Origin of the sequence: Dactylosporangium sp. NPDC049525 (assembly GCF_040676755.1) — a bacterium.
Classification (GTDB): domain Bacteria; phylum Actinomycetota; class Actinomycetes; order Mycobacteriales; family Micromonosporaceae; genus Dactylosporangium.
In genome coordinates this window covers 39,164-64,517 of sequence record NZ_JBFAPO010000051.1, presented here as the reverse complement: position 1 = coordinate 64,517, position 25,354 = coordinate 39,164, and the positions used below count along the sequence as shown (strand labels likewise).

The window sequence follows — 25,354 nt, the reverse complement described above, 5'->3', positions numbered from 1 at the left end:
CGGTTCCTCGCGTCCGTCCCGTCACTCCCCGCCCGAGAGGTCTGCCCAGTCATGCTCAGAATCGCCGTGCCCAACAAGGGGACCCTGTCCGGTCCCGCCGCCCAGATGCTGCAGGAAGCCGGTTACCGGCAGCGGTCCGACCCGAAGGACCTGCTCTGCCGCGATGAGGCCAACGACGTCGAGTTCTTCTACCTGCGCCCCCGTGACATCGCCACCTACGTCGGCTCCGGCGACCTGGACCTCGGCATCACCGGCCGGGACCTGCTCATCGACGCCGACAGCGGCGCCGAGGAGCTGCTCGACCTGGGCTTCGGCCGGGCCACGTTCCGCTTCGCCGCGGTGCCCGGCTCGATCAAGGGTGACACCCCCGCCGACCTGGCCGGGCTGCGGGTCGCGACCGCCTACCCGGGTGTCATGCAACGCTACTTCGCCGAGCACGCCGTGGACGCCGAGGTGATCCGGCTCGACGGGGCCGTGGAGAACGCGATCCGCCTCGGTGTCGCCGACGTCATCGCCGACGTGGTCGAGACCGGCGCGACCCTGCGCCAGGCGGGCCTGGCGACCTTCGGCGAGCCGATTCTCAAGTCGTCGTCGGTGCTGGTGCGCCGCAGCGGGACCGACGACCTGGCGCCGGCGGCGAAGCAGCTGCTGCGCCGCCTGCAGGGTGTCCTGGTGGCGCGCCGCTACGTGATGCTCGCCTACGACGTGCGGGCCGACGCGCTCGACGCGGCGGTGGCGCTCACTCCCGGCATCGAGTCGCCGACGGTGTCGCCGCTGCACCGCGAGGGCTGGGTCGCCGTGCAGGCGATGGTGCTGCGTGACGAGGTGCACCGGATCATGGACGAGCTGTACGAGGTGGGCGCCCGCGCGATCCTCGTGACCGGCATCCACGCCTGCCGCCTGTGACGTTCCGCCGGGCGGGTGGGAGACTGGCTGCGTGAGCAGCACCGTTCTCGCCCGCCCGCGGCGCGCCAGGGTCATCGCCTACGTCCTCGCCGCCGTCGTCGTGGTGGTCTTCACCTTGATCGCGCTGGGGTTGCACGGCAAGACCGGCGACGGTCCCGGCTACTTCCAGCGCGGCGACCAGGCCGCGATGATCGGGCTGGGCATCTGCGCCGCGCTCGGCATCCTGCTGATGACCCGGCCCCGGGTCGAGGCCGACGAGACCGGGGTCCGGGTCCGCAACATCATCGGCTCCTACGACCTGCCGTGGGACGTGGTGCGGGCCGTCACGTTCGGCCGCGGCGCCCCGTGGCTCACCCTGGACCTGCACGACGACGAGCGGGTCGCGGTGATGGCGGTGCAGATGGCCGACAAGGACTACGCCGTCAAGGCGGCCCGCCGGCTGCGGGCCCTGCACACCGCGTCGCTGCCGAGCAGCGTGGTAGAGTAGCCGGAGTCGACCGCACGTCGCATCCGTGGCGTGTTCGAAGCGGAGTTCAGCACTCCCACCCGTGCAGCTTCAAGGCAGCCGGGTCCGGTCTGACCGCACGGCCCCTCGCCAGGGACGGTGTGGTCAAGTGGGCCCTCGCATGCGCGCTGCGCATCGGGGGCTTTTCCGCTTCGGTCGGCACATCAGACAGCACCGATCGAGGAGGCCACATCAGCGTCGAGCCACGCGTCAACGAGCAGATCCGGGCACGTGAGGTCCGGCTGGTCGGCCCGGAGGGTGAGCAGGTGGGCATCGTCCCGCTTGAGCGCGCACTCCAGCTGGCCGCCGACGTGGACCTGGACCTGGTCGAAGTTGCGCCCATGGCGCGCCCGCCCGTCTGCAAGCTCATGGACTTCGGCAAGTTCAAGTACGAGAGCGCGCTCAAGGCACGGGAAGCCAGGCGTAACCAGCAGCAGACCGTCATCAAGGAGATGAAGCTCCGCCCGAAGATCGATCCGCACGACTACGAGACCAAAAAGGGTCACGTCATGCGGTTCCTGAAGGCGGGCGACAAGGTCAAGGTAACGATCATGTTCCGAGGCCGCGAGCAGAGCCGCCCGGAGCTGGGGTTCAGGCTGCTGCGCAAGCTCTCGGAGGAGATCTCGGAGCTGGGCTTCGTCGAGGCCTCCGCGAAGCAGGATGGCCGCAACATGATCATGGTTCTCGCGCCGCACCGCAACGTGAAGGCCGCGGCGACCGCGTCCCGCGAGGGCCGCACCGAGGGAGCCGAGGACAGCGTCTCGCCGGAGGGCGAAACAACCATCCTGCCCGAGGTCGTCACCGCCGACCAGGGATAACGCACCACCCAGCACCACGATCAGCTCAACGGCACCAACCACAACGACCGCGTCGTGCGGGCGGGACCCGCACAGCGGCGTTCCGGCCTGTGCGCCGGTGCGCCACGGCACCCTCCAACCGATCCGTCGGGGAGGGTGCCGGCTCTGGCGTGCCGCACATGGAAGGGCAACATCAGCCATGCCGAAGTTCAAACCGCACTCGGGGATGAAGAAGCGCGTCAAGATCACCGGTCGCGGCAAGATCCTCGCCGAGCCGGCCGGCAAGCGCCACCTGCTCGAGGTCAAGCCCAGCAAGCGGACCCGCCGGCTCAGCGGCACCGTCGAGCTCGCCAAGACCGAGACCCGGCGCGTCAAGAAGATGCTCGGCCTGTAACACGCGGCCTCAACGCCCCCCTTTCCTGGACTTTTCCGACCGGCCCTCACGTCTCGGGCCGGTCTCGCATGAGGAGTAACGAACCGTGGCACGCGTGAAGCGGGCAGTGAATGCCCAGAAGAAGCGCCGCACCGTCCTGGAGACCGCCAGCGGCTACCGCGGGCAGCGCTCGCGGCTGTACCGCAAGGCCAAGGAGCAGGTGCTGCACTCGATGCAGTACGCCTACCGGGACCGGCGCGACCGCAAGGGTGACTTCCGCCAGCTGTGGATCACCCGTATCAACGCCGCCGCCCGCGCGAACGGCCTCACCTACAACCGGCTGATCCAGGGCCTGCGCCTGGCCGGTGTCGAGGTCGACCGCAAGATCCTCGCCGAGCTGGCGGTCAGCGACGCGAAGGCGTTCAGCGGCCTGGTCCAGGTGGCGAAGACGGCCGTTGCCGCAGCCTGACGTGATCCGGCAACCCGGGGCGGTCTTCACCACGCGGACCCCCCGGGTTGTTGCTGCCCGGCGCCTGCAGCGCCGCCGCGACCGCGACGAGACCGGCCGCTTCCTCGCCGAGGGCCCCCAGGCCGTCCGCGAGGCCCTGGCCGCCGGCGCGGTCGTCGAGGTGTTCTGCACCGCCGACGCCCTCACCCGCCACGCCGACCTGCTGCGGTCCGCGGCGCGGGTCAGCGAGGTCGACGACGACGCCCTCGCCGCGCTCACCGAGACCGTCCAGCCGCAGGGCCTGGTGGCCGTCTGCGTCCAGCGGGACGTCCCCCTCGCCGACGCGCTGCGCAAGGCGCCACGGCTGATCGCCGTCTGCGCCGACATCCGCGACCCCGGCAACGCCGGCACGGTCCTGCGCACCGCCGACGCCGCCGGCGCGACCGCCGTGGTGTTCGCCGGCGACAGCGTCGACCCGTACAACGGCAAGGCCGTGCGCTCCTCGGCCGGCAGCCTGTTCCACGTCGACGTGGTCCGTGCCCGCTCCAGCGAGGCCACGGTCGCCGCGCTGCGGGAGGCCGGGCTCCAGGTACTCGCCGCGGATGGGTACGGTGAATCGGACTTATTCGAAATGTCCGACCTGGGCAGGCCGACCGCGTGGCTGTTCGGATCCGAGGCCCACGGCCTGTCCGACGCGCTGAAAACCGCCGCCGACGCCCGCGTGCGCGTGCCGATCCTGGGCGGCGCGGAGAGCCTGAACCTGGCTGCGGCCGCCGCGGTCTGCCTGTACGCTTCGGCGAAAGCGTTGAAGGAGTCGATGTGAGCACGGACCTGTTTATGCGGCCCGCCGGTGACGGTGGGCGGACAGGACGTCGCACCTCCTGACACCTTCCCACGGCCGGCGGGCGCCCTTCTCTACACTGTCCGAGGCCAAATCTCGCGTGGGAAGAGTCCGATGACCTACCGCAATGATCCGTACGACCCGAAGCAGGCCATGCTGCTCGCCCAGGACGCCCTGGACGACGCCGTCGCCACCGCTGACAAGGCGTTCGCCGGCGCGAGCGACCTCGACGCCCTCGCGGCGCTCAAGTCGCAGCACCTCGGCGACCGCGCCCCCATCTCCCTCGCCCGGCGCGAGATCGGCTCGCTGCCCCCGGCTGCGAAGGCCGACGCCGGCAAGCGCGTCAACGAGGCCCGGGTCGCGGTGCAGGCGGCGTTCGACGCCCGGCTCGCCGCGCTGACCGCGGAACGCGAGGAGCGGGTGCTGGTCGAGGAGACGGTCGACGTGACCCTCCCGACCAGCCGCCGGCCGCGCGGCGCCCAGCACCCGCTGACCACGATCATGGAGCGGGTCGGTGACCTGTTCGTCGGCATGGGCTACGAGATCGCCGAAGGCCCCGAGGCCGAGTGGGAGTGGTACAACTTCGACGCCCTCAACATGCACCCGGACCACCCGGCACGCTCCATGATGGACACGTTCTTCGTCGCCGCCACCGGCGCCGACGGCGGCCCGGACCGGGACAACGACTCGCGGATCGTGCTGCGCACCCACACCTCACCGGTGCAGGCCCGCACGATGCTCACGCGCAAGCCGCCGATCTACATCGTGTGCCCCGGCCGGGTGTACCGCACCGACGAACTCGACGCGACCCACACCCCGGTGTTCCACCAGGTCGAGGGTCTCGTGATCGACAAGGGCATCACGATGGCGCACCTCAAGGGCACCCTCGACCACTTCGTCAAGGGCCTGTTCGGCCCCGGCACGGAGACCCGGCTGCGGCCGTCGTACTTCCCGTTCGTCGAGCCGGGCGCCGAGATCGACATGTGGTTCCCGCACCACCGCGACGGCGCCCGCTGGGTCGAGTGGGGCGGCTGCGGCATGGTCAACCCACGGGTGCTGCGCGCCTGCGGCATCGACCCCGACGAGTACTCCGGGTTCGCGTTCGGCATGGGCATCGAGCGGGCCCTGATGTTCCGCAACGCGGCCGCCGACATGCGGGACATGGTTGAGGGCGACGTGCGCTACGCGCGGGCGTTCGGATGGGAGGCCTGAGATGCGCGTACCACTGTCATGGCTGCGTGAGCACGTCGACCTGCCGGACGACCTGACCGCCGACGGCCTGGAGAAGGCACTCGTCAAGGTCGGCCTCGAGGTCGAGGAGATGACCGACGCCGGGGCCAGCGTCGAGGGTCCCCTCGTCGTCGGCCGGGTCGAGTCGATCGAGGAGCTGCAGGGGCTGAAGAAGCCCATCCGGTACTGCCTCGTCGACGTCGGCGGCGACCAGCCGCAGGGGATCATCTGCGGCGCCCGCAACTTCGCCGAGGGCGACCTCGTCGTGGTCGCGCTGCCCGGCGCGGTCCTGCCGGGCGGGTTCGCGATCGCCGCCCGCAAGACCTACGGGCACATCTCCAACGGCATGATCTGCTCCGCGCGGGAGCTCGGCGTCTCCGACGAGCACGACGGCATCATCGTCCTGCCGCCTGGGCCCGATGGAAGCGATGCAGCTGCGCCGGGCGCCGAGGCGCGGCCGATCGTCGGGCTCGACGACATCGTGGTCGAAATCAACGTGACCCCGGACCGGGGCTACTGCTTCTCCGTGCGCGGCATCGCCCGGGAGCTGTCGCACTCCCTCGGCGGCGCGTACCGCGACCCGGTCGCGGCGGTCGTGCCGATCTCGGACAGCGGCAACGGGGGCACCGACGCGTACCGCATCGACGTGCGCGACAGCGTCGCCTGCGACCGGTTCACTGCCGTCGCGGTCCGCGGCGTCGACCCGGCCGCGCCGACCCCGCAGTGGATGAAGGCCCGCCTCGCCGTCGCCGGGATCCGCTCGATCTCGCTGCCGGTCGACATCACCAACTACCTGATGATCGAGACCGGCCAGCCGATGCACGCCTGGGACCTGGAGCGGCTCACCGGCCCCCTCGTCGTGCGGCGCGCCACAAAGGGGGAGACGCTGACGACGCTCGACGGCGTCAAGCGGGCCCTCGACCCGCAGGACATCGTCATCGCCGACGACACCGGCGTCGTGTCCCTCGCCGCCGTCATGGGCGGCACCACCACCGAGGTGTCGGCGAGCACCGTCGACGTGCTCCTCGAGGCCGCGCACTGGGACCCGCTGTCGGTGGCCCGCACCATCCGCCGGCACAAGCTGCCCAGCGAGGCCGGCAAGCGCTACGAACGCGGCGTCGACCCGCAGATCACCGCGGCCGCCGCCGCGCGGGCCGCGGCGCTGCTCGCCGAGCACGGCGGCGGCACCGTCGACCCGCGGGTCACCGACGTCTACTCCGTCGTGCCGCCGGCGCCCATCACGATGGCCGTCACGCGCCCGTCGGAGCTCGCCGGGATCGACTACAGCACCGAACGGGTCGTCGAGGTGCTGACGATGATCGGCGCCTCCGTCGAGGTCGACTCCGGCCGGGCCGTGGTGACGCCGCCGAGCTGGCGGCCCGACCTCACCGACCCGGCCGACCTGGTCGAGGAGGTGCTGCGACTGGACGGCTACGACCGGATCCCCAGCGTCCTGCCGATCGCGCCGCCCGGCGCCGGACTGTCCGTCACCCAGCGCCGCCGGCGGACCGTCGGGCGGGCCCTCGCCGACGCCGGGTTCACCGAGACGCTGTGCTACCCGTTCGTCGGCGCCGGCACCCTCGACGCGCTGCGCATCCCGGCCGGTGACCCGCGCCGGGACATGGTGCTGCTGCGTAACCCGCTGTCGGACGAGGAACCGGGGATGCGCACCACGCTGCTGCCGCCGCTGCTCGGCGCGCTGCGCCGCAACCTCGGCCGCGGCCTGCGGGACCTGGCGCTGTTCGAGCTCGGCACCGTCTTCCTGCCCGGCGGGCCGGTCCAGGTCGCGCCGACCGCCGGCGTCGACGGCCCGCCGCCGGCCGAGGAGCTGCGGGCCGCGGAGGCGCTGCTGCCGCACCAGCCGTGGCACGTCGCCGCCGTCATCGCCGGCGACGCCGACCCGGCCGGCTGGTGGGGCGCGGGCCGCCCGGCCGACTGGGCCGACGCGGTCGACGCCGCCCGGGTCGCCGCCGAGGCGGCCGGGGTGACGCTCACCGTCCGCGCCGCGACCGGCCCCGACGCGGTCGCGCCGTGGCACCCGGGCCGCTGCGCGGCGCTGCTCGTCGGCGACACCGTCGTCGGGCACGCCGGCGAGCTGCACCCGGCGGTCTGCGCCGACCTCGACCTGCCGCGGCGCACCGTGGCGATGGAGTTCGACCTCGACGCGCTGCCGATCCCGGACGTCTCGACCGCGCCGCGGCTGTCGGGCTTCCCGACGGCGCTGCTGGACGTGGCGATCGTCGTGGACGCCGCCACCCCGGCCGGCGACGTCGAGTCCGCGCTCACCGAGGGCGCCGGTGCACTGCTGGAGTCGGTGCGGCTCTTCGACGTGTACGAAGGCGCGCAGCTCGGCGAGGGCCGCAAGTCCCTGGCCTACAAGCTGACGTTCCGCGCCGCGGACCGCACGCTCACCGGCGAGGAGGCCCTCGCCGCCCGTGACGCGGCGGTCGCCGTCGCCGCCGGCCGGTTCGGCGCGACCCTGCGCGGGGCGTAATCCGCACAGCCGAACGAGGGCGGCCGCATCGGACAGATGCGGCCGCCCGAACGGACAGTCACGCCCCTGGTGCCGGGTGTCGCGGGCACCGTCAGATATCGGACCGAGCGCCATTTTCCCAGGCCCGTACTGTGTGGGCAGGGACGCTTCACCCTAAGCGGGTCAAGAACCAGACCCACCGAAGTGGTACCGTCACGGCGCCGAGCCGTCCTCCGTCCTGTCACGTGGCGTGAGGTCATCCCGAGGGTTCGGCCCGCGCCAAGCGCCGGCTTCGATCTCGGCTCTCCTGGAGGGGCAGCGCGTGTCAGACGATAGTGCATCGGCAGGCTTCACGACCGACGTCGTGATCATCGGGGGTTGCGGCCGGGTCGGATTGCCGCTCGGCATCGCCATGGCCTCCCGGGGTCTGCAGGTCACCCTGTACGACATCAACGCGGCCGCGGTCGCTGTGGTGAACGAAGGCAGGCTGCCGTTCGACGAGGAGGGCGCGGCCGAGCCGCTCGCCAGCGCCGTCAAGGACGGCAGGCTCACCGCGAGCACCGACCCGGCAAGCGTCGCGTCGGCCGAACACCTCGTCGTGATCGTCGGCACGCCCGTCGACGAACACCTCAACCCGAACATCGGCGCGGTCCCCGCGGCGATCGAGCGCTGCGCGGAGTTCCTCCGTGACGGGCAGCTCATCGTGCTGCGCAGCACCGTCCACCCCGGCGTCACCGCCCTCACCGAGAAGCTGATCAAGCGGCTCGGCGTCAAGGCCGACGTCGCGTTCTGCCCGGAGCGCATCGCCGAGGGCAAGGCGATGACGGAGCTGTTCGAGCTGCCGCAGATCGTCGCCGCCCGCAACCCGGAGGCGGCGGAGCGGGCGGAGAAGCTGTTCCGCAACCTCGCCAACCAGATCGTGCGCCTGGAGCCCGAAGAGGCCGAGCTCGCGAAGCTGTTTACCAACACCTGGCGGTACATCAAGTTCGCCGCCGCCAACCAGTTCTGGATGATGTCCAACGACTTCGGCCTGGACTTCGAGCGGATCCGGCACGCCATCCGCTTCCAGTACCCGCGCGCGTCCGACATGCCGGGCGCCGGGTTCGCGGCGGGCCCGTGCCTGCTCAAGGACACGATGCAGCTGGCGGCGTTCACCAACAACACGTTCGTCCTCGGCCACAGCGCCATGCTGATCAACGAGGGCCTGCCGCTCTACGTGGTGTCGAAGCTGCAGGAACGCTTCGACCTGTCGGAGATGACGGTCGGCATCCTGGGCATGGCGTTCAAGGGCGGCAGCGACGACATCCGCGAGTCCCTGGCCTACAAGCTGCGCAAGGTCGTCATGCTGAAGGCCAAGGAGACGCTCTGCACCGACCCGTACGTCAAGGACGACCGGTTCGTCCCCCTCGACGAGGTGCTGCAGAAGGCCGACCTGCTGATCGTGGCCGCACCTCACCCCGAGTACCGTGACCTGCAGACCGACATCCCGGTCGCGGACATGTGGGGCGTCACCAACAAGGGGGTTCGTGTATGACCGGTCCGGAGCGCAGCGGAGAGACCGGTCATCGGAATAGCAGGCTCAGGTCACGCCGGCGACGGAGCGCAGCGGAGGCGACGAAGTGACCCTCTTGCCGCAGGTTTCTGTGGTCATTCCCGTGTACAACGAGGGCGAGGCGATCGTGCCCTGCCTCGAGCGGATCCTGCGGGCCGTGCTGATGCCGGCCGAGGTGCTCGTCGTACACGACATGCCGGAGGACACCACGGTGCCCTTCGCGCACACCGTCGCGGCCCGCGACCCGCGGGTCCGCACCGTGCTCAACACCTACGGTCGCGGCCCGGCCAACGCGATCCGCTTCGGCATCGACGTGGCGCAGGCCCCGGTCGCCGTGGTCACCATGGCCGACGGCTCCGACGACCCGCGCCAGATCGAGGACCTCGCCCGGCTCGTCGAGCGTGGCGTGGTCGTGGCGGCGGCGTCGCGGTACATGCCCGGCGGCCAGCAGGTCGGCGGTCCCCGGTTCAAGCGGGCGCTGTCCCGCGGCGCGGGGCGGACCCTGCACATGTTCGCCCGGGTCGGCACCCGCGACGCGACCAACAGTTTCAAGGCGTATTCGACGACGTTCGTCCGGCAGGTCGGCATCGAGAGCAAGACCGGGTTTGAGATCGGCATCGAGCTGACCGCGAAGGCGGCGCGGCTGCGGCTGCCCGTCGCGGAGATCCCGACGATCTGGCTCGACCGGCAGCTCGGCGAGTCCCGGTTCGACGTCGGCCGGTTCCTGCCCAGCTACCTGAAGTGGTGGCGGTTCGCGTTCGGTCGCCGCCTCACCATGGAGCAGGTCGCGAAGCGGCCCGCTTCGTCGGCGGCGCGGGACGACGCGCAGGCCGCACGCGCCAACTTTTCCAGCAACGCTGTTCAGAACTAAGGAGTGTTAGTGGCAAAGGTCCTGGTCACCGGCTCGGCCGGCTTCATCGGTGGATACGTCGTCGAGGAGCTGCTGTCCCGCGGCTACCAGGTGGTCGGCCTGGACAACTACTCGAAGTACGGTCCGGTCACCCGTAGCTACGACTCGCACCCCGACTACCGGTTCGTCGAGGGCGACGCGCGTGACGTCGACCTGGTCACCGAGCTGCTCGACGGCTGTGACCACTTCATCGCCGGCGCGGCGATGATCGGTGGCATCTCCTACTTCCACGCCTACGCCTACGACCTGCTCGCCACCAACGAGCGGATCATGGCCTCCTCGTGCGACGCGGCGATCAAGGCGCACCGCGACGGCACCCTCAAGAAGATGACCTACCTGTCGTCGTCGATGGTCTTCGAGTCGACGACGCACTGGCCGTCGAAGGAGGGCGACGAGCGGCTCGTGCCGCCGCCGCTGTCGTCGTACGGCTTCCAGAAGCTGGCCGTCGAGTACTACGCGAAGGCCGCCTGGGACCAGTACAAGCTGCCCTACACGATCGTGCGCCCGTTCAACTGCGTCGGCGTCGGCGAGGGCCGCGCGCTCGGCGAGGTCGAGGTGCTGTCCGGCAACGTGAAGCTCGCGATGTCGCACGTCGTGCCCGACCTGGTGCAGAAGATCGTCAAGGGTCAGGACCCGCTGCACATCCTCGGCGCCGGCGACCAGGTCCGCCACTACACCTACGGCGGTGACCTGGCCAAGGGCATCATCGCCGCGATGGAGCACGAGGACGCGGTCAACCAGGACTTCAACATCTCCACGGCCGAGTCGACCACGGTCCTCGAACTGGCCGAGGTGATCTGGAAGAAGATCAAGGGCGCCGACGTGCCGTTCAGCGTCGTGTCCGACGACCCGTACGAGTACGACGTGCAGAAGCGCGTCCCGGACGTGTCGAAGGCCAAGCAGGTCCTCGGCTACGAGGCGAACACCTCGCTCGACGAGATGCTCGACGAGGTCATCCCGTGGGTGACCCAGGCCGTCAAGGACGGCAAGCTGTAAGGCCCACCGCCTGCAACGGGCGCCTCGCACTTCGGTGCGGGGCGCCCGTTCGTTTGACCCGGTGTGACCGTGCTGCGCTGGACCTTCCCGGTGTTCGTCGCCGTCGGCCTCTTCAGGGGCGGGCTCAACAGCGTCTGGGCCGAGGACGGGCAGGAGTTCCTCACCGACGCGCTCACCCTGCCCTGGTACGAGCCCCTCGCCACGCCGTTCAACGGGTACTTCCACACCGTGGCCCGCGCCTGCTTCGCGGTGATCGCCCTGTTCCCCGTCTCGTGGGCGGCGGCGCTGAACGCGGGGACCGCCGCCCTGCTCACCGCGCTGCTCGCACTCGCCGTCGGCGCCGCGGCCCGGGACCGGCTCGGCACCGCAGCGGCCTGCGTCATCGGCGGGAGCGCGGCCGTGCCGATGGGGTACGTGCCGAACGCCCTCGCCCAGGTGCAGTTCCCCCTCGTGTACGCGGGACTGTGGATGCTGCTGTGGACGCCGCGGCACCGCGGGTTGCGGGTCGTCGCCGTCGCGCTGCCCGCCCTGGCCGTGCTCAACTCGATCCTCGGGCTGCTGCTCGTGCCCGTCGCGCTGCTGCGCCTCGCCCGGCGCCGCGACCGGGACGCGGTGTGGCGGGTTGTCGCGCTGCTGCCCGGTGCGGTGCTGCAGCTGGCGCCGCTGCTCGCCGGCGGCTCGCGGCGCGACGTGGGGGAGCGGCCCGACCTCGACCCGGTGTCGGTGGCCGGCACGTACCTGCGCTGGGGGGTGCCGCGCTCGTTCCTCGGCGACGCGTGGCTCGCCCCGCCGGTCACCGACCCCGTGGGCCACCGGGCCCTGGTGCTGCTCGGCCTGGCCATCCCCGCCGCGCTCGTCGCCGCCGCGCTGCTGCGCTGGACCCGGCCGCAGTGGCGGCTCGCGGCGCTCCTCGCCGGGTTCGGCCTCCTCGCCGGCGTCTTCCAGCTCGCGGTGCACGGCGCGCCCGAGGGGCGGTACCTGGTGCTGATCACCCTGCCCAACATCGCGGCAGCCGTAGCGCTTGCGCTTCCGGGTGGCGGTGGGGGTACCGGCGACGCCGTCGATGCCTCCGCCGACGCTTTGGGAGGCCGTTTCGGAGCCGTCCCGTTTGTCGCGTTGGCGACACTCGTGGCCGTGGTGTGCGCGGCGAACCTGCGGCCGGGTGGCTTCACCGACGGCCTGCCGCGCTGGGACAGGACCGTCTCGGCGGCACGTGCGCAATGCCAAGCGGAGCCACGTTTGCGGAGGGTGACGGTCCATATCGCACAGTGGCCGGTCCTGGGTTGGGAGGCGGTCCTGCCCTGCGACCGGCTCCGCTGACGGTGTTCAACATCGCGTCGCCGGAAGGTCCTCGGGCGTTGGGCAGGCGTTGCGGCGCGGTGGCGTTCGGGAGAGACTCGGCGTCGTGGTGGAACAGTGGTGGTGAGCACCTGGCCGGCCGCGCCGTTCGGCCGCGCTGATCTGCTGGCTCAGGCCCGCGAGCGGCTCACGGGCGGCGGTGGCGTGCTGCTCTACGGCCCGGCCGGGATCGGCAAGTCCACCATCCTCGACGCGATCGCCGGCGCCGAGACCGACGCGCTGGTGCTGCGCGCCGCGGCCGCCGAGGCCGAGGCCGACCTGCCCTATCTCGCGCTCGTCGACCTCTTCGACGGTGCCCCCGACGTCGCCGAGCACCTGCCGCCGCACCTGCGCGCCGCCCTGGACGGTGCCCTGCTGCGCAGCGCCCTGCCGGCGACCCCGCACGACCAGCTCGCGGTGCGCCTCGCCGTCCTGGAGTTGCTGCGCGCCCTCGCCGCGGAGCGCGCCGTCCTCGTCGTCCTCGACGACGTGCAGTGGATCGACGAGCCGAGCGCCGAGGTGCTGCGGTTCGTCGCCCGCCGGCTCGGCGAGGCCCCGGTGCGCATCCTCGCCGCCGAACGCGTCCCCGACGGCGACCCGGCGACGCGCCTCGACCTGTGCCCGCCGCCGGGCACGACCCTGCCCGTGCCGCCGCTGCCGGAGAGCGACGTGGCGGACCTGCTGCGGGCCCGCTTCGGCGCTGAGGCCGGCCGGGCGCACCTGCACCGCATCTACGAGGCCAGCGCCGGCAACCCGCTCTACGCCGTCGAGCTCGGCCGGGCGCTGGGCGCCACGCCGTTCCCGACCACCGACCCGCTGCCCGTGCCGGACCGGCTCCGTTCGCTGCTGGCCGCGCGCCTTGCCGCGCTGCCTGCACCTGACTGGCCGGTGCTGCTGGTCGTGGCCGCCGCCGCCCGGCCCAGCCTGGCGCTGCTGGAGCGGTGCGGCCTCGCCGAGCACCACCTCGACGCGGCGCTCGCCTCGTCGGTGCTGGACGTCGACACCGACGGCGCGATCCGCTTCAGCCACCCGCTGCTGCGCGAGATGGTGTACGCCGACGCGACCGCCGCCGCCCGTCGCGAGGCCCACGAGCGGCTCGCCGACACCGTCTCCGACCCGGTCGACCGGGCCAGGCACCTCGCCGCCGCCCGCCCCGAACCCGACGAGGCGCTCGCCGAGTGCCTCGCCGACGCGGCGTCCGCGGCCCGGCTGCGCGGCGCCCCGGCGATGGCCGCCGACCTCGCCGCGCTCGCCGCGGAACGGACCCCGCGTGACACGCCCGGCGTCGGCGCGGTCCGCCGGCTGAGCGCCGCGCAGTATGCGTACGCCGCGGGCTCGCCCGCCGACGCCCGCCGGCACGCGACCTCGGCGCTGCGCGACGCCGCGGACCGGCGCACCCGCATCGGCGCGCGGCTGCTGCTGGTGGAGATGTCCGGCGAGGACCACTCCAACTCCGGGCCGCTGCTGGACGCCGCGTTCGTCGAGGCCGTCGACACCCCCGACCTGCTCGCCCACGTCCGGCTGTACAAGGGGGTCAAGGCCTACTACGACGGCGACGGCGAGGGTGCCCTGGCCGAGCTCAAGCGCGCCGAGGAGGCCGCCGAGCTGTGCGGTGACATGGAGCGGCTCGTCGAGGTGCTCAGCTGGAAGGGCAACATCCTGCTCGGCACCCAGGGCGACGAGTACCTGGAGCGGGCCGGGAAGCTCGCCCGCGGGCTGTCGCTGACCCCGGCCACCGTCGCGGCCCGGCAGGTCGCCGCGATGAGCCGGCTGTTCAAGGGCGAGACCGCCGAGGCGGTCCGCCGCATCGAGGCGCTGCGCATCGCCGTCGAACGGGCCGGCACGGTCCGCGACCTCGCCTCGGTGCTGGTGTCCGTGGCCGGCATCTACTGGCGGGCCGGCCGCTGCGCCGACGCGGTCGCCGCGGGCCGCGAATGCGTGCGGCTCTACGTCGACGTCGAGACCACCCCGGGCCCCGGCTACCTCGTCGCCGCGCTCGCCGAGAGCGGCGGCGGCACCGCGACCGCCGCCGCCGGCTACGCGGAGCGCGGCCTCGCCGCCTGCCTCGCCGCCGGCGACGAGGACTGGATCAAGCTCGCCTACGCCTCCTCGGGCCTCGTGCACGTGCTGCGCGGCGACCCGGTGGCGGCGGCCGAGGCGATGCGCGAGGCGTACGCCCTCGACCAGCGGCTCGGCCGGCTCGACCCGGGCATCCTGCCGTGGCACGCCGACTTCATCGAGGCGCTCGTCGGTGCCGGCGCCCGCGCCGAGGCCGCCGAGGTCCTCGACGAGGTCCACAAGCACGCCCGGCACCTGGACCGCACCATCGTGTTCCTCGGCCTGGCCCGGGCCCGGGCGGTCCTCACGGCCGCCACCGGCGAGGCCCGCGAGGGCGCCGAGGCGCTGCACCGGGCGATCGAGGAGTGGCAGGACCACCCGTATCCGCTCGAGGTCGCGCGGGCCTACTACACGCTCGGCGGCCTGGAGCGCCGCGCCCACCGCCGCGGCGCGGCCCGGGCGGCGCTGTCGGAGGCGGTGCGCCGGTTCGCGGCCGCCGAGGCCCACCCGTGGCGCGAGGTCGCCGCGGCGGACCTGGCCCGGCTCGACGGCGGTCGCGGGGCGGGGCTGTCGGAGACGGAGCGGCGGATCGTGGAGCTGGTCCGCGCCGGGGCCACCAACCGGGAGATCGCCCGCGCGCTGTTCCTGTCGATCAAGGCGGTCGAGGCGAACCTGACCCGGCTCTACCGCCGGCTCAACGTCCGCAACCGCGCCCAGCTCGCCAGGGTCCTCGACCCCGAGTAGCGCTCCCGACGTGGGGCACCACCTGACGTCGGGCTCGACGCCGAACTTTTCCGCCAGCTTCTCGCTGATGCTGCCGCTCGGCGTTCTGCATGTGCGGTCAGGTATCCGCGTACCCCGCGCCCTGGCGTGCCCCAGCGGGCACCATGAAGTCGTGCCTGGCCTTCCGTACGTGCAAAAGCCGGGTGAGGCAGGTGACCTGCTGCGGGTGGGTCGCTCGGTGTGGTGGGTGGACACTCAGTGGGGTGGGTGATACGCGCCGCAATGTGCTTGAAACACGGCGATGCATAGAGATACAGTGCAACGCATGGGAATACGAGTCGCTGTCGCCGGTGCGTCCGGGTATGCGGGTGGGGAGTTGCTCCGGCTGATCGCCGGGCATCCGCATCTCGACCTGGCCGTCGCCACCGGGTTCGCGCAGGCCGGATCGAGGATCGGCGCGGTGCACCCGCACGTGCGCTCGCTGCGTGACGTGGTGCTGGCGCCCACCGAGCCGGGTGTCCTCGCCGACGCCGACCTGGTGTTCCTCGCCCTGCCGCACGGGGAGTCCGCGGCGCTCGCCGCGCAGCTGCCCGACTCGGTGAAGGTCGTCGACATCGGCGCCGACTTCCGGCTCAACGCCGCGGCCGACTGGACCAGATACTACCCGGGTCCGCACGCCGGCACCTGGACCTATGGCCTGCCCGAGCTGCCCGGCCAGCGGGAGCGCATCACCGCGTCGAGCCGGGTCGCCAACACCGGATGTTATGCGGTGTCGGTGATCCTGGCCCTCGCGCCGCTGATCGCCGCCGGGGTCGCCGACCCCGAGGACGTCGTGGTGGTCGCCGCGTCCGGCACGTCCGGCGCCGGTCGCTCCGCGAAGGTGCACCTCCTCGGGTCGGAGGTGATGGGGTCGCTGTCGCCGTACAAGGTGGGCGCGCACCAGCACGTGCCGGAGATCAAGCAGGCGTCGGGTGCCAGGACGCTGTCGATGACGCCGGTGCTGGCGCCCATGCCCCGGGGCATCCTCGCCACCGTCACGGCCCGGCCGCTCACGGGTGCAGACCCCCGCGAGGTCCTGGCCGAGGCGTACGACGGCGAGCCGTTCGTGCAGGTGCTGCCGGAGGGGCAGTGGCCGCACACCGCGTCGACGTTCGGGGCGAACGCCGCGCACCTGCAGGCGACCGTCGACGTCGACAGCGGCCGGATCATCGTCGTCTCCGCGATCGACAACCTTGTCAAGGGTGCCGCGGGACAGGCCGTACAGAATGCCAACCTGATGCTCGGGCTGCCTGAGACGGCCGGGCTCACCGCTGACGGGATCGCGCCATGACAGTCACCGCTCCGAAAGGGTTCCGGGCATCGGGCGTCGCCGCCGGGATCAAAGCCACCGTGGGTGCGCTCGACGTGGCGCTGGTCGTCAACGACGGGCCCGACTGGACCGCGGCGGCCGTGTTCACCGGTAACCGGATCAAGGCCGCGCCGGTGCTGTGGAGCCAGCAGGTGCTGCGCGCCGGCATCGTGCGGGCCGTCATCCTCAACTCCGGCGGCGCCAACGCGTGCACCGGACCGGCCGGCTTCCAGGACACCCACGCCACCGCCGAGCACACCGCGGCCGTGCTGTCCGGGCGGGCGTCGCGGTTCCCGGTCGGCGCGGGCGACGTCGCCGTGTGCTCCACGGGGCTCATCGGTGAGCGGCTGCCGTTGAAGAAGCTGCTGTCGGGGGTCGACGCGGCCGCCCGCGGGCTCGCCCGGGACGGCGGGGCGAACGCCGCGTCCGCCATCATGACCACCGACACCGTGCCGAAGACCGCCGTCCACAGTGGACAAGGGTTCACCGTCGGCGGGATGGCGAAGGGCGCCGGCATGCTCGCGCCGGGCCTCGCCACGATGCTGGTCGTGCTGACCACCGACGCGGTCGCCGACGCGGACGTGCTCGACGCCGCGCTCAGGAGCGCGACCCGGGTCACGTTCGACCGGATCGACTCCGACGGTTGCATGTCGACCAACGACACGGTGCTGCTCATGGCCAGCGGCGCCGCCGGCATCCAGCCGACCCCCGACGAGCTGGCCGAGGCCGTGACCGCCGTCTGCAAAGACCTGGCCGAGCAGCTCATCGCCGACGCCGAGGGTGCGACGAAGGAGATCGCGATCGAGGTCACCGGCGCGGCGAGCGACGACGACGCGGTCGAGGTCGGCCGGTCGATCGCCCGCAACAACCTGGTGAAGACCGCGTTCTTCGGCAACGACCCCAACTGGGGCCGGGTCCTCGCCGCGATCGGCACGACCCAGGCCGCGTTCGAGGCCGACGAGGTCGACGTCGCCATCAACGGCGTGTGGATCTGCAAGGGCGGCGCCGCGGGGGAGGACCGCACGAAGGTCGACCTCAGCGCCCGCGCGGTCACCGTCACCGTCGACCTGCACGCCGGCGACGCCGCCGCGACCGTGCTGACCAACGACCTGTCGATGGGGTACGTGCACGAGAACTCGGCGTACAGCTCGTGAACGGTCCGCGGGACAGCGAAGCGGGGGCGGCGTGAACGGCAGGAACCTCGGGATCGCGCTGGGCAAGGCGAACACGCTCATCGAGGCGCTGCCGTGGCTGGAACGGTTCTCCGGCTCGACCATCGTCATCAAGTACGGCGGCAACGCCATGCTCGACAACGAGCTGAAGCGGGCGTTCGCCGCCGACATGGTGTTCCTGCGGCACGTCGGCATCAAACCGGTCGTCGTGCACGGCGGCGGCCCGCAGATCTCGGCGATGCTCAAGCGGCTCGGCATCGCCAGCGAGTTCAAGGGTGGCCTGCGCGTCACCACCGCGGAGACCGCGGACGTGGTCCGGATGGTGCTCGTCGGGCAGGTCGGCCGGGAGCTGGTGGGGCTCATCAACGAGCACGGCCCGCACGCGGTCGGCATGTCCGGTGAGGACGCCGGGCTGTTCACCGCGGTGCGCCGGCCCGCCATCATCGACGGTTCGCCGGTCGACATCGGCCAGGTCGGCGACGTCGAGCACGTCAACATCTCCGCCGTCGCCGACCTCATCGCCGCCGGGCGCATACCGGTCGTGTCGACGGTCGCGCCGGACGTCGACGGGGTCCTGCACAACCTCAACGCCGACACCGCCGCCGGGGCCCTCGCGATCGCGTTGAAGGCCCGCAAGCTCGTCGTCCTGACCGACGTGGAGGGGCTGTACGCCCGCTACCCGGACCCGGACTCATTGATCTCGCAGCTGACCACGGACCAGCTCGCGGACCTGCTGCCGACACTGGAGTCGGGCATGGTGCCGAAGATGGAGGCGTGCCTGCGCGCCGTCAAGGGCGGGGTGCCGGCCGCGCACGTCGTCGACGGCCGCGTGCCGCACTCCCTGCTGCTGGAAGTCTTCACATCGGAGGGGTTCGGGACCATGGTGGTGTCAGAATGACGCTCGTACAGCGGTTCGAGGCGTCGGTGATGAACACGTACGGGCCGCCGTCGCTGGGACTGGTCAGCGGCAGCGGGTCCGTGGTCGTCGACGAGGCCGGACGCTCCTATGTGGACCTCCTCGGCGGGATCGCGGTCAACCTCCTCGGCCACGCCCACCCGGCGGTCGTCGCGGCGGTCACGTCGCAGATCTCGACGCTCGGGCACGTGTCCAACCTGTACGCGTCGCCGCCGGTCGTCGCGCTTGCCGAGCGGCTCCTCGACCTCGCCGGGCGCCCCGGTGCGGTGTTCTTCGGCAACTCCGGCGCCGAGGCGAACGAGGCCGCGTTCAAGCTGTCCCGGCGGACCGGGCGCACGAAGATCGTCGCCGCGCAGGCCGGGTTCCACGGCCGCACGATGGGTGCCCTCGCACTCACCGGGCAGCCGGCGAAGCAGGACCCGTTCCGGCCGTTGCCGGGCGAGGTCGTGCACATTCCGTACGGTGACGTCGCCGCGCTCGAAGCCGCCGTCGGCGACGACACGGCGATGGTGCTCCTGGAGCCGATCCAGGGCGAGTCCGGGGTCATCGTCCCGCCCGCCGGCTACCTCACCGCCGCCCGGGAGATCACCGCCCGGCACGGCGCGCTCCTGGCCCTCGACGAGGTGCAGACCGGGATCGGCCGGACCGGGTACTGGTTCGCCCACCAGGCCGAAGGGGTCCGCCCCGACGTCGTCACCCTCGCCAAGGGCCTCGGCGGCGGGCTGCCGCTCGGCGCGATGATCGCCTTCGACGACGCGGCGACGCTGCTCGGCCCCGGCATGCACGCATCGACGTTCGGCGGCAACCCGGTCTGCTGCGCCGCGGCCCTCGCGGTGCTCGACACCATCGAGTCCGAGCAGCTCCTGGACCACGTGAAGCAGCTCAGCGAACGGATCCGCCGCGGCGTCGAAGCCCTCGACCACCCGCTGGTGGGCGGGGTCCGCGGCGCCGGCCTGCTCCTCGGGGTCGTGCTCAACGGGCCGGCCGCGGGTGCGCTTGCCGCCGTGCTGCGCGACGCCGGGTTCCTGGCCCAGGCGGCGCAGCCGGACGTGCTGCGCATCGCCCCGCCGCTGATCCTCACCGACGGCCAGGCCGACGCGTTCGTCGCCGCGCTCGGCCCGGCGCTGGACGCGGTGCGGGCCTGATGGCCGGTCACCCGCCCCGTCATCTGCTCAGGGACGACGATCTGTCGCCGTCCGACCAGGCCGAGGTCCTCGACCTGGCCGCGGCGATGAAGGCCGACCGGTACGGGTTCAAACCCCTGGCCGGGCCGAAGGCCGTCGCCGTCATCTTCGAGAAGCAGTCGCTGCGGACCCGGGTCTCCTTCGAGGTCGGCATCGCCGAGCTCGGCGGCACCCCCGTCATCATCGACGCGCTCAGCACCCACTTCGGCCGCGGCGAGGACATCGGCGACGCGGCGAAGGTCCTGTCCCGGTACGTCTCGGCGATCGTCATCCGGTCCAATGTGGACGCGCGGGTGGCCGCGCTGGCGCGGCACGCGACGGTGCCGGTCGTCAACGCGCTCACCGACGGTTTCCATCCGTGCCAGCTCCTCGCGGACCTGTTGACCGTCCGCGAGCGCCTGGGCGGGACGCAGGGGCGGGTGCTGACGTACCTCGGCGACACCGCCAACAACATGGCCAACTCCTACGCCCTGGCGGGGGTGACCGCCGGCATGCGGGTGCGGCTGAGCGGCCCGCCCGGCTTCGAACCCGACCCGTCCGTCATGGACGTCGCCCGCGGGCGGGGCAGCGTCGACTGGGTCCCGGACCCGGCCGAGGCGGTCAAGGACGCCGACGTCGTCGTCACCGACACGTGGACGTCGATGGGTCAGGAGTCCGACGGGCTCGACCGGATCACGCCGTTCCAGCCGTACCAGATCAACGCCGCGCTCATGGCGGTCGCCGGGCCCCAGGCGATCGTGCTGCACTGCCTGCCGGCCCATCGCGGCGACGAGATCACCTCCGAGGTCATGGACGGGCCGCAGAGCGCGATCTGGGACGAGGCCGAGAACCGCCTGCACGCGCAGAAGGCACTGCTTGCGTGGTTGCTGGAACAGTCGTGAGCGGTCCGGAGCGCAGCGGAGGAGCCGATCACCAGCATTGCAGGTCTGGCTCACGGCGGCGCCGGAGCGCAGCGGAGGTGACGCCGTGAGCACCCCGGTCTCCAAGGCGGCCAGGCACGACCGGATCGCGGCGCTGATCCGCGGGTCGGCGGTGCGGTCGCAGACCGAGCTCGCGGAGCTGCTGTCCGGCGACGGGATCCAGGTCACGCAGGCGACGTTGTCGCGGGACCTGGAGGAGCTGCGGGCGGTCAAGGTCCGCGGCGAGTACCTGATCCCGGAGGACGGCGAGCGGGCGTTGCGGCCCGCCGAGGAGGCGCCGACCCGGCTGATCCGGCTGCTGCGGGAGCTGCTGACCGGCGTGGACTGCTCCGGCAACCTCGTCGTGCTGCGGACCCCGCCGGGGGCCGCGCAGTTCCTGGCGAGCGCGATCGACCGCAGCGGCCTGCCGGACATCGTCGGCACGATCGCCGGCGACGACACCATCCTCGTCGTCGCCCGGGAGACCCCCGACCCGCAGGGCCGCCCGACGGCCGGGGAGATCCTCGCGGCGAAACTCACCGAGTGGGCGCACCTCGACGGCCAGTCGAAACAAGCGCTCGACGGCCAGTCGAAACAGACGCTCGACGGCCAGCCGAAGCAGACCCCTGACGGCCAGCCGAAACAGACCCTCGACGGCCCGTCGAAATAGACGCGATCTTGCACTATGGAAGGATCGTCGCGTGGCAACTTCGTCTTCTGAGTCCCCGACCCGCCTCTGGGGCGGCCGTTTCGCCGGCGGCCCGGCCGAGGCCCTCGCCCGGCTGTCCGTGAGTGTCCAGTTCGACTGGCGGCTCGCGCCGTACGACCTGGCCGGGTCGCGGGCGCACGCGCGGGTCCTGGCCCGGGCCGGGCTGCTCGACGCCGACGAGCTCGGCAGGATGCTCGCCGCGCTCGACGACCTCGAGTCGGCGTGCGCGGCCGGGGACTTCCGCCCGACGGTCGACGACGAGGACGTGCACACCGCCCTCGAACGGGGCCTGCTGGAGCGGCTCGGCGCGCTCGGCGGGAAGCTGCGCGCCGGCCGGTCCCGCAACGACCAGGTCGCCACCGACCTGCGGCTGTACCTGCGCGACCACGCCCGCGGGGTCGCCGCCCGGATCGTGGAGCTCGCCGACGCCCTCACCGAGCAGGCCGCCCGGCACATCGACACGCCCGCGCCCGGGTTCACGCACCTGCAGCCGGCGCAGCCGATCGCGTTCGGCCACCAGCTGCTCGCGCACGTGCAGGCGCTGCTGCGGGACCTGGACCGGCTGCGGGACTGGGACGTGCGCTCCGCCGTCAGCCCGCTCGGCGCCGGCGCCCTCGCCGGGTCGTCGCTGCCGCTGGACCCGACGCAGGTGGCGAAGGAGCTCGGCTTCACCTCCGCCGCCGCCAACTCCATCGACGCCGTCTCCGACCGGGACTTCGTCGCGGAGTTCCTGTTCATCGCGGCCCTCACCGGCGTGCACCTGTCGCGGCTCGGCGAGGAGGTCGTGCTGTGGACGACCCCCGCGTTCGGCTGGGTGCAGCTCGACGACGCGTTCGCGACCGGGTCGTCGATCATGCCGCAGAAGAAGAACCCCGACATCGCGGAGCTCGCCCGCGGCAAGTCCGGCCGGCTCATCGGCCACCTCACCGGCGTCCTGGCGATGCTCAAGGGCCTGCCCCTGGCCTACGACCGGGACCTGCAGGAGGACAAGGAACCCGTCTTCGACGCGGTCGACACGCTCCAGCTGGTCCTGCCGGCGCTCGCCGGCATGATCTCCACGATGACGGTCCGCGTCGACCGGCTCGCCGAGCAGGCGCCGGTCGGCTACACCCTCGCCACCGAGGTCGCCGAGTGGCTGGTCCGGCAGGGCGTGGCGTTCCGCGACGCGCACGAGATCACCGGGAAGCTCGTCGTCCTCGCCGCGGCCCGCGACGTCGGCCTCGACGAGGTCTCCGACGAGGACCTGCACGCCGTCAGCCCGCACCTGACCCCGGACGTCCGGTCGGTGTTCTCCGTCCCGGGTGCCCTCGCCGCGCGCACGACCCCGGGGTCGACGGGTCCCGGCCCGGTCGCCGACCAGCTCGCCGTCGCCGGTGGCAAGCTCGACCGTTGGCGGTCCTGGGCGGCGGAGCCGGTGCTACCGTCCGAATGATGCGACGGGTGACGCAGGACGTCCTCGGCGACGCGTCGGTGCTGCGGGTCGTCGAGGTCGACGTGCCCGCGCCCGGCCCGACCGAGATCCTGGTCGAGATGCGCGCCGCCGGTGTCAACCCGGTCGACTGGAAGGTCCGCGCCGGCGGCGGCGTCCTGGGCACCCCGCCGTTCACCGTCGGCTGGGAGCTGTCCGGGGTCGTCGCCGCGACCGGCACCGGCGTGACCCGGTTCGCCGTCGGCGACGAGGTGTTCGGCATGCCGCGGTTCCCCGGGGAGGCCGCCGCCTACGCCGAGTACGTCACCGGACCCGCCCGGCAGTTCGCCCTCAAACCGCTGAACCTGAGCCACGAGCAGGCCGGTGGGCTGGCCCTGGCCGGGCTCACCGCCTGGCAGGTCCTCGTCGAGACCGCCGGGGTCCTGGAAGGTCAGCGGGTGCTCATCCCGGCCGCGGCCGGCGGCGTCGGGCACCTCGCGGTGCAGATCGCGAAGGCCCGCGGCGCGTACGTCATCGGCACCGCGTCGGCACCGAAGCACGACTTCGTGCGGTCCCTCGGCGCCGACGAGGTCCTCGACCACCGCACCGACGACCTGTCGTCGGTGAAGGACGTCGACGTGGCCGTCGCCACCGTCGCCGGGCAGATCCCGCGGCTGGCGGCGACCCTCGCGCCGGAGGGCGCGCTGATCGCCCTCAACGGCGTCGACGCCGCCGCCGTGACCGAGGCCGGCGGGGTGTTCCTGCTCGCCGAGCCCGACCGGGCCGGCCTGGAGCACCTGGCCGCGCTGGTCCTCGACGGGCGGCTCACGGTCCACGTCGACCGGGTCTTCCCCTTGGACCGGGCCGCGGCCGCCCACGAGTTCGGCGAGCTCGGTCACACCACCGGCAAGCTGGTCCTGACGCCCTGAAAAGGGTCAGTGTCCGACGGCGTAGTGCAGGATCACGTTGTGGATGTGCTGGGTCTTCTCGACCCCGCGGACCTCGATCTCATACGTGTGGGTGCCGACGTGCACCGCGATGTTGCCGCTGCTGAAGAAGCTGCCGGCCCACGACTTGTTGCTCACGATGGAGACCGCGGTGACCTTCGCGTAGGGGATCGACGTGAGGGCGAGCCGCTTGCCGACGAACGAGCGGTCCTGCAGGATCACGCGACGGTCGGTGAGGCCGATGAACCCGGTGCCGATGCCGACCGCGTCGTAGACGGCGATGATCGTCTCGCCGGGCAGGAGCCCGGACACGATCTGGTCGTACTGCTCTTTACGGTCGTACTTCACCTGTTGCGCCATGCGTCCAACGTAGACGGACCCCTCAACCCCGCCGCTGGCACGCATAGGTCATCCTGGACGGCACACCACCGTCGAGGAGGACCCGTGCCGATCCTGTTCCGCAAGGCGATGCGCTTCGGCCCACTGGTGCTGAACTTCACCCCGAAGGGCCTGTCCTCCTGGGGGTTGAAGATCGGCAAGTGGTCGTGGAACTCGAAGACCAGGGCGCACCGTTACGACCTGCCCGGCCCGTTCTCGTGGCGCAGCCGCGGCCGGCGCGGCGGCAGCTGAGCCGGTGCCGCCCCGGGCCGACCACAGCCCGGGGCGCCGGTCGGGTCAGAGCCGGTAGAAGTTTCCGTAGTGGTCGGGGGAGTACCAGGTCACACCCGTGCTGCGGTTGATGATGATGCGCTTCGCGTCGCGGGCCGCGCCCTGGTTGCGGGGGACGACGTCGTACTCGTAGTAGGTCGCGCCCGAGGGCAGCTGAGCCTCGCGGTTGTAGTACTGGCCGCCGGCGAAGTTGTACTTGCCGGCGGGCCACTTGTACCAGTTGCGCGCGGTCGGGAAGCCCAGGCTGCTCCAGCCGGAGCGGGCGGTGCGCGCGGCGGCGCAGCCTGAGATGGTGCACGAGGAGTAGACCGACGCGTGGGCCGCGTCGACGGTTGAGGGCGCCACGACGGCGGGGCCGGCGATCAGCCCGGCGACGAGCACCAGGGCGAGGGCGAGCTTCTGCAGCAGGCGAGTCATGCGTCACAGCCTGCGGCACAGACATTGACGCATGGAAGATTCTATTTATGTCCTACTGCTGAACACTCGGACCGGCACGTTCACCGTGCCGGGGTCGACGCTCCACTGCGCCGCGACCCGGTGGACGTCGCCGTCGTCGACGAGGTCGCCGAAGGACCGCTCCAGCTCCGAGCGCTCGCCGAGCTCGTCGATCTCGCCGTCCTCCGAGGCGAACGAGCGCAGCAGGTCCCCTTCGCGGGCGCGCTGCCACCGGTACACCTGCAGCCCCCGGTGTGACGAGAAGAACTGCACCTCGGTCTCCAGGGTCGCGGACAGGCCGGTCACGTCGGGCCGGTCCTTCAGCAGCGCCATGCCCAGGACCAGGATCCATCCGTTGACCGGCGGGGTGACGATCACCCGGTCGTCGGTGAAATACGCCAGGTCGACGCCGGAGCGCCAGTCGACCTCGCCGAGCTCCGTGAGCCCGAGCGCCGCCGCGGGATCCTGCTCGCGCACGGCCAGCCACGCCATCTTCTGCACGTTTCGACGCTACCCG

Annotated in this window: 24 protein-coding genes and 1 pseudogene; 22 read left to right on the top strand and 3 right to left on the bottom strand. The window is 72.3% G+C overall.

The genetic code is table 11. The annotated features are described in order from the left end of the window. Positions 1–51: 51 nt before the first annotated feature. The 21 genes and pseudogenes from hisG (at position 52) to AB0K00_RS44125 (ending at position 23,715) form a co-directional block, all read left to right on the top strand. A complete protein-coding gene (gene hisG / locus AB0K00_RS44225; protein ID WP_363534509.1) occupies positions 52–906 on the top strand; it encodes an ATP phosphoribosyltransferase in 855 nt (284 codons plus the stop codon). A 31-nt stretch (positions 907–937) separates the two neighbouring features. Next, complete coding sequence (locus AB0K00_RS44220; RefSeq protein WP_363534506.1) at positions 938–1,393, top strand: PH domain-containing protein; 456 nt, start codon at positions 938–940, stop codon at positions 1,391–1,393. A gap of 209 nt (positions 1,394–1,602) precedes the next feature. Continuing rightward, positions 1,603–2,229, top strand: coding sequence for a translation initiation factor IF-3 (infC, locus tag AB0K00_RS44215; protein WP_363534563.1), 627 nt, complete (start codon positions 1,603–1,605; stop codon positions 2,227–2,229). Positions 2,230–2,407: 178 nt separating this feature from the next. Next, positions 2,408–2,602: a 50S ribosomal protein L35 gene (gene rpmI / locus AB0K00_RS44210; RefSeq protein WP_327009555.1), complete on the top strand. Its 195-nt coding sequence runs from the start codon at positions 2,408–2,410 to the stop codon at positions 2,600–2,602. 85 nt (positions 2,603–2,687) lie between these two features. After that, on the top strand, positions 2,688–3,050 hold the full coding sequence (gene rplT / locus AB0K00_RS44205; RefSeq protein ID WP_033356865.1) for a 50S ribosomal protein L20: 363 nt from the start codon (positions 2,688–2,690) through the stop codon (positions 3,048–3,050). Position 3,051: 1 nt separating this feature from the next. Continuing rightward, on the top strand, positions 3,052–3,852 hold the full coding sequence (locus tag AB0K00_RS44200) for an RNA methyltransferase (protein WP_363534502.1): 801 nt from the start codon (positions 3,052–3,054) through the stop codon (positions 3,850–3,852). Between the two features lie 132 nt (positions 3,853–3,984). Then, positions 3,985–5,082: a phenylalanine--tRNA ligase subunit alpha gene (gene pheS / locus AB0K00_RS44195; protein ID WP_363534499.1), complete on the top strand. Its 1,098-nt coding sequence runs from the start codon at positions 3,985–3,987 to the stop codon at positions 5,080–5,082. 1 nt (position 5,083) lies between these two features. Next, entirely contained in the window at positions 5,084–7,594 is a 2,511-nt protein-coding gene (pheT, locus tag AB0K00_RS44190) for a phenylalanine--tRNA ligase subunit beta (protein ID WP_363534496.1), read from the top strand. Positions 7,595–7,895: 301 nt separating this feature from the next. Next, positions 7,896–9,107: a nucleotide sugar dehydrogenase gene (locus AB0K00_RS44185; protein ID WP_363534493.1), complete on the top strand. Its 1,212-nt coding sequence runs from the start codon at positions 7,896–7,898 to the stop codon at positions 9,105–9,107. Between the two features lie 85 nt (positions 9,108–9,192). Then, positions 9,193–9,996, top strand: coding sequence for a glycosyltransferase family 2 protein (locus tag AB0K00_RS44180; RefSeq protein ID WP_363534490.1), 804 nt, complete (start codon positions 9,193–9,195; stop codon positions 9,994–9,996). Between the two features lie 9 nt (positions 9,997–10,005). After that, positions 10,006–11,031, top strand: a complete 1,026-nt coding sequence (locus tag AB0K00_RS44175) for an NAD-dependent epimerase/dehydratase family protein (RefSeq protein WP_363534487.1) — start codon at positions 10,006–10,008, stop codon at positions 11,029–11,031. A gap of 69 nt (positions 11,032–11,100) precedes the next feature. After that, complete coding sequence (locus tag AB0K00_RS44170) at positions 11,101–12,351, top strand: hypothetical protein (RefSeq protein ID WP_363534484.1); 1,251 nt, start codon at positions 11,101–11,103, stop codon at positions 12,349–12,351. Between the two features lie 102 nt (positions 12,352–12,453). Further along, positions 12,454–15,171, top strand: a complete 2,718-nt coding sequence (locus AB0K00_RS44165; RefSeq protein ID WP_363534481.1) for an AAA family ATPase — start codon at positions 12,454–12,456, stop codon at positions 15,169–15,171. 304 nt (positions 15,172–15,475) lie between these two features. Beyond that, on the top strand, positions 15,476–16,480 hold the full coding sequence (argC, locus tag AB0K00_RS44160; protein ID WP_363534478.1) for an N-acetyl-gamma-glutamyl-phosphate reductase: 1,005 nt from the start codon (positions 15,476–15,478) through the stop codon (positions 16,478–16,480). Next, positions 16,477–17,652 carry a bifunctional glutamate N-acetyltransferase/amino-acid acetyltransferase ArgJ gene (gene argJ / locus AB0K00_RS44155; RefSeq protein WP_363534475.1) on the top strand — a complete coding sequence of 392 codons (1,176 nt, stop codon included), beginning with the start codon at positions 16,477–16,479 and terminating at the stop codon, positions 17,650–17,652. Before argC ends, argJ begins: the two co-directional genes overlap by 4 nt. Before the next feature lie 31 nt (positions 17,653–17,683). Beyond that, positions 17,684–18,568 (top strand): acetylglutamate kinase, encoded by an 885-nt coding sequence (gene argB / locus AB0K00_RS44150; protein WP_363534472.1) that lies wholly within the window; start codon positions 17,684–17,686, stop codon positions 18,566–18,568. After that, the gene (locus tag AB0K00_RS44145; protein WP_363534469.1) at positions 18,565–19,731 is read left to right on the top strand and encodes an acetylornithine transaminase; all 1,167 of its coding nucleotides are present in this window, start codon (positions 18,565–18,567) and stop codon (positions 19,729–19,731) included. The genes argB and AB0K00_RS44145 overlap by 4 nt, the downstream gene beginning before the upstream one ends. Then, positions 19,731–20,651 (top strand): ornithine carbamoyltransferase, encoded by a 921-nt coding sequence (gene argF, locus AB0K00_RS44140; RefSeq protein WP_363534466.1) that lies wholly within the window; start codon positions 19,731–19,733, stop codon positions 20,649–20,651. Before AB0K00_RS44145 ends, argF begins: the two co-directional genes overlap by 1 nt. Before the next feature lie 85 nt (positions 20,652–20,736). Further along, positions 20,737–21,153 (top strand): annotated as a pseudogene (gene argR, locus AB0K00_RS44135) (arginine repressor); the annotation flags it as partial. A gap of 217 nt (positions 21,154–21,370) precedes the next feature. Next, positions 21,371–22,810, top strand: coding sequence for an argininosuccinate lyase (argH, locus tag AB0K00_RS44130; RefSeq protein ID WP_363534463.1), 1,440 nt, complete (start codon positions 21,371–21,373; stop codon positions 22,808–22,810). Beyond that, positions 22,810–23,715 (top strand): NADP-dependent oxidoreductase, encoded by a 906-nt coding sequence (locus tag AB0K00_RS44125; protein ID WP_363534460.1) that lies wholly within the window; start codon positions 22,810–22,812, stop codon positions 23,713–23,715. Before argH ends, AB0K00_RS44125 begins: the two co-directional genes overlap by 1 nt. 6 nt (positions 23,716–23,721) lie before the next feature. On the opposite strand, the gene AB0K00_RS44120 is transcribed toward AB0K00_RS44125, so the two are convergent. Then, positions 23,722–24,093, bottom strand: a complete 372-nt coding sequence (locus AB0K00_RS44120; protein WP_363534457.1) for a PH domain-containing protein — start codon at positions 24,091–24,093, stop codon at positions 23,722–23,724. An 84-nt stretch (positions 24,094–24,177) separates the two neighbouring features. Here AB0K00_RS44120 and AB0K00_RS44115 point away from each other — a divergent pair, with 84 nt between their 5' ends. Next, the gene (locus AB0K00_RS44115) at positions 24,178–24,363 is read left to right on the top strand and encodes a DUF4236 domain-containing protein (RefSeq protein WP_203850031.1); all 186 of its coding nucleotides are present in this window, start codon (positions 24,178–24,180) and stop codon (positions 24,361–24,363) included. 45 nt (positions 24,364–24,408) lie between these two features. Here AB0K00_RS44115 and AB0K00_RS44110 read toward each other — a convergent pair whose 3' ends face one another. Both AB0K00_RS44110 and AB0K00_RS44105 read right to left on the bottom strand, forming a co-directional pair. After that, the gene (locus AB0K00_RS44110) at positions 24,409–24,819 is read right to left on the bottom strand and encodes a ribonuclease domain-containing protein (protein ID WP_363534454.1); all 411 of its coding nucleotides are present in this window, start codon (positions 24,817–24,819) and stop codon (positions 24,409–24,411) included. A gap of 45 nt (positions 24,820–24,864) precedes the next feature. Continuing rightward, positions 24,865–25,329 (bottom strand): hypothetical protein, encoded by a 465-nt coding sequence (locus AB0K00_RS44105; RefSeq protein WP_363534561.1) that lies wholly within the window; start codon positions 25,327–25,329, stop codon positions 24,865–24,867. Positions 25,330–25,354 lie beyond the last annotated feature (25 nt).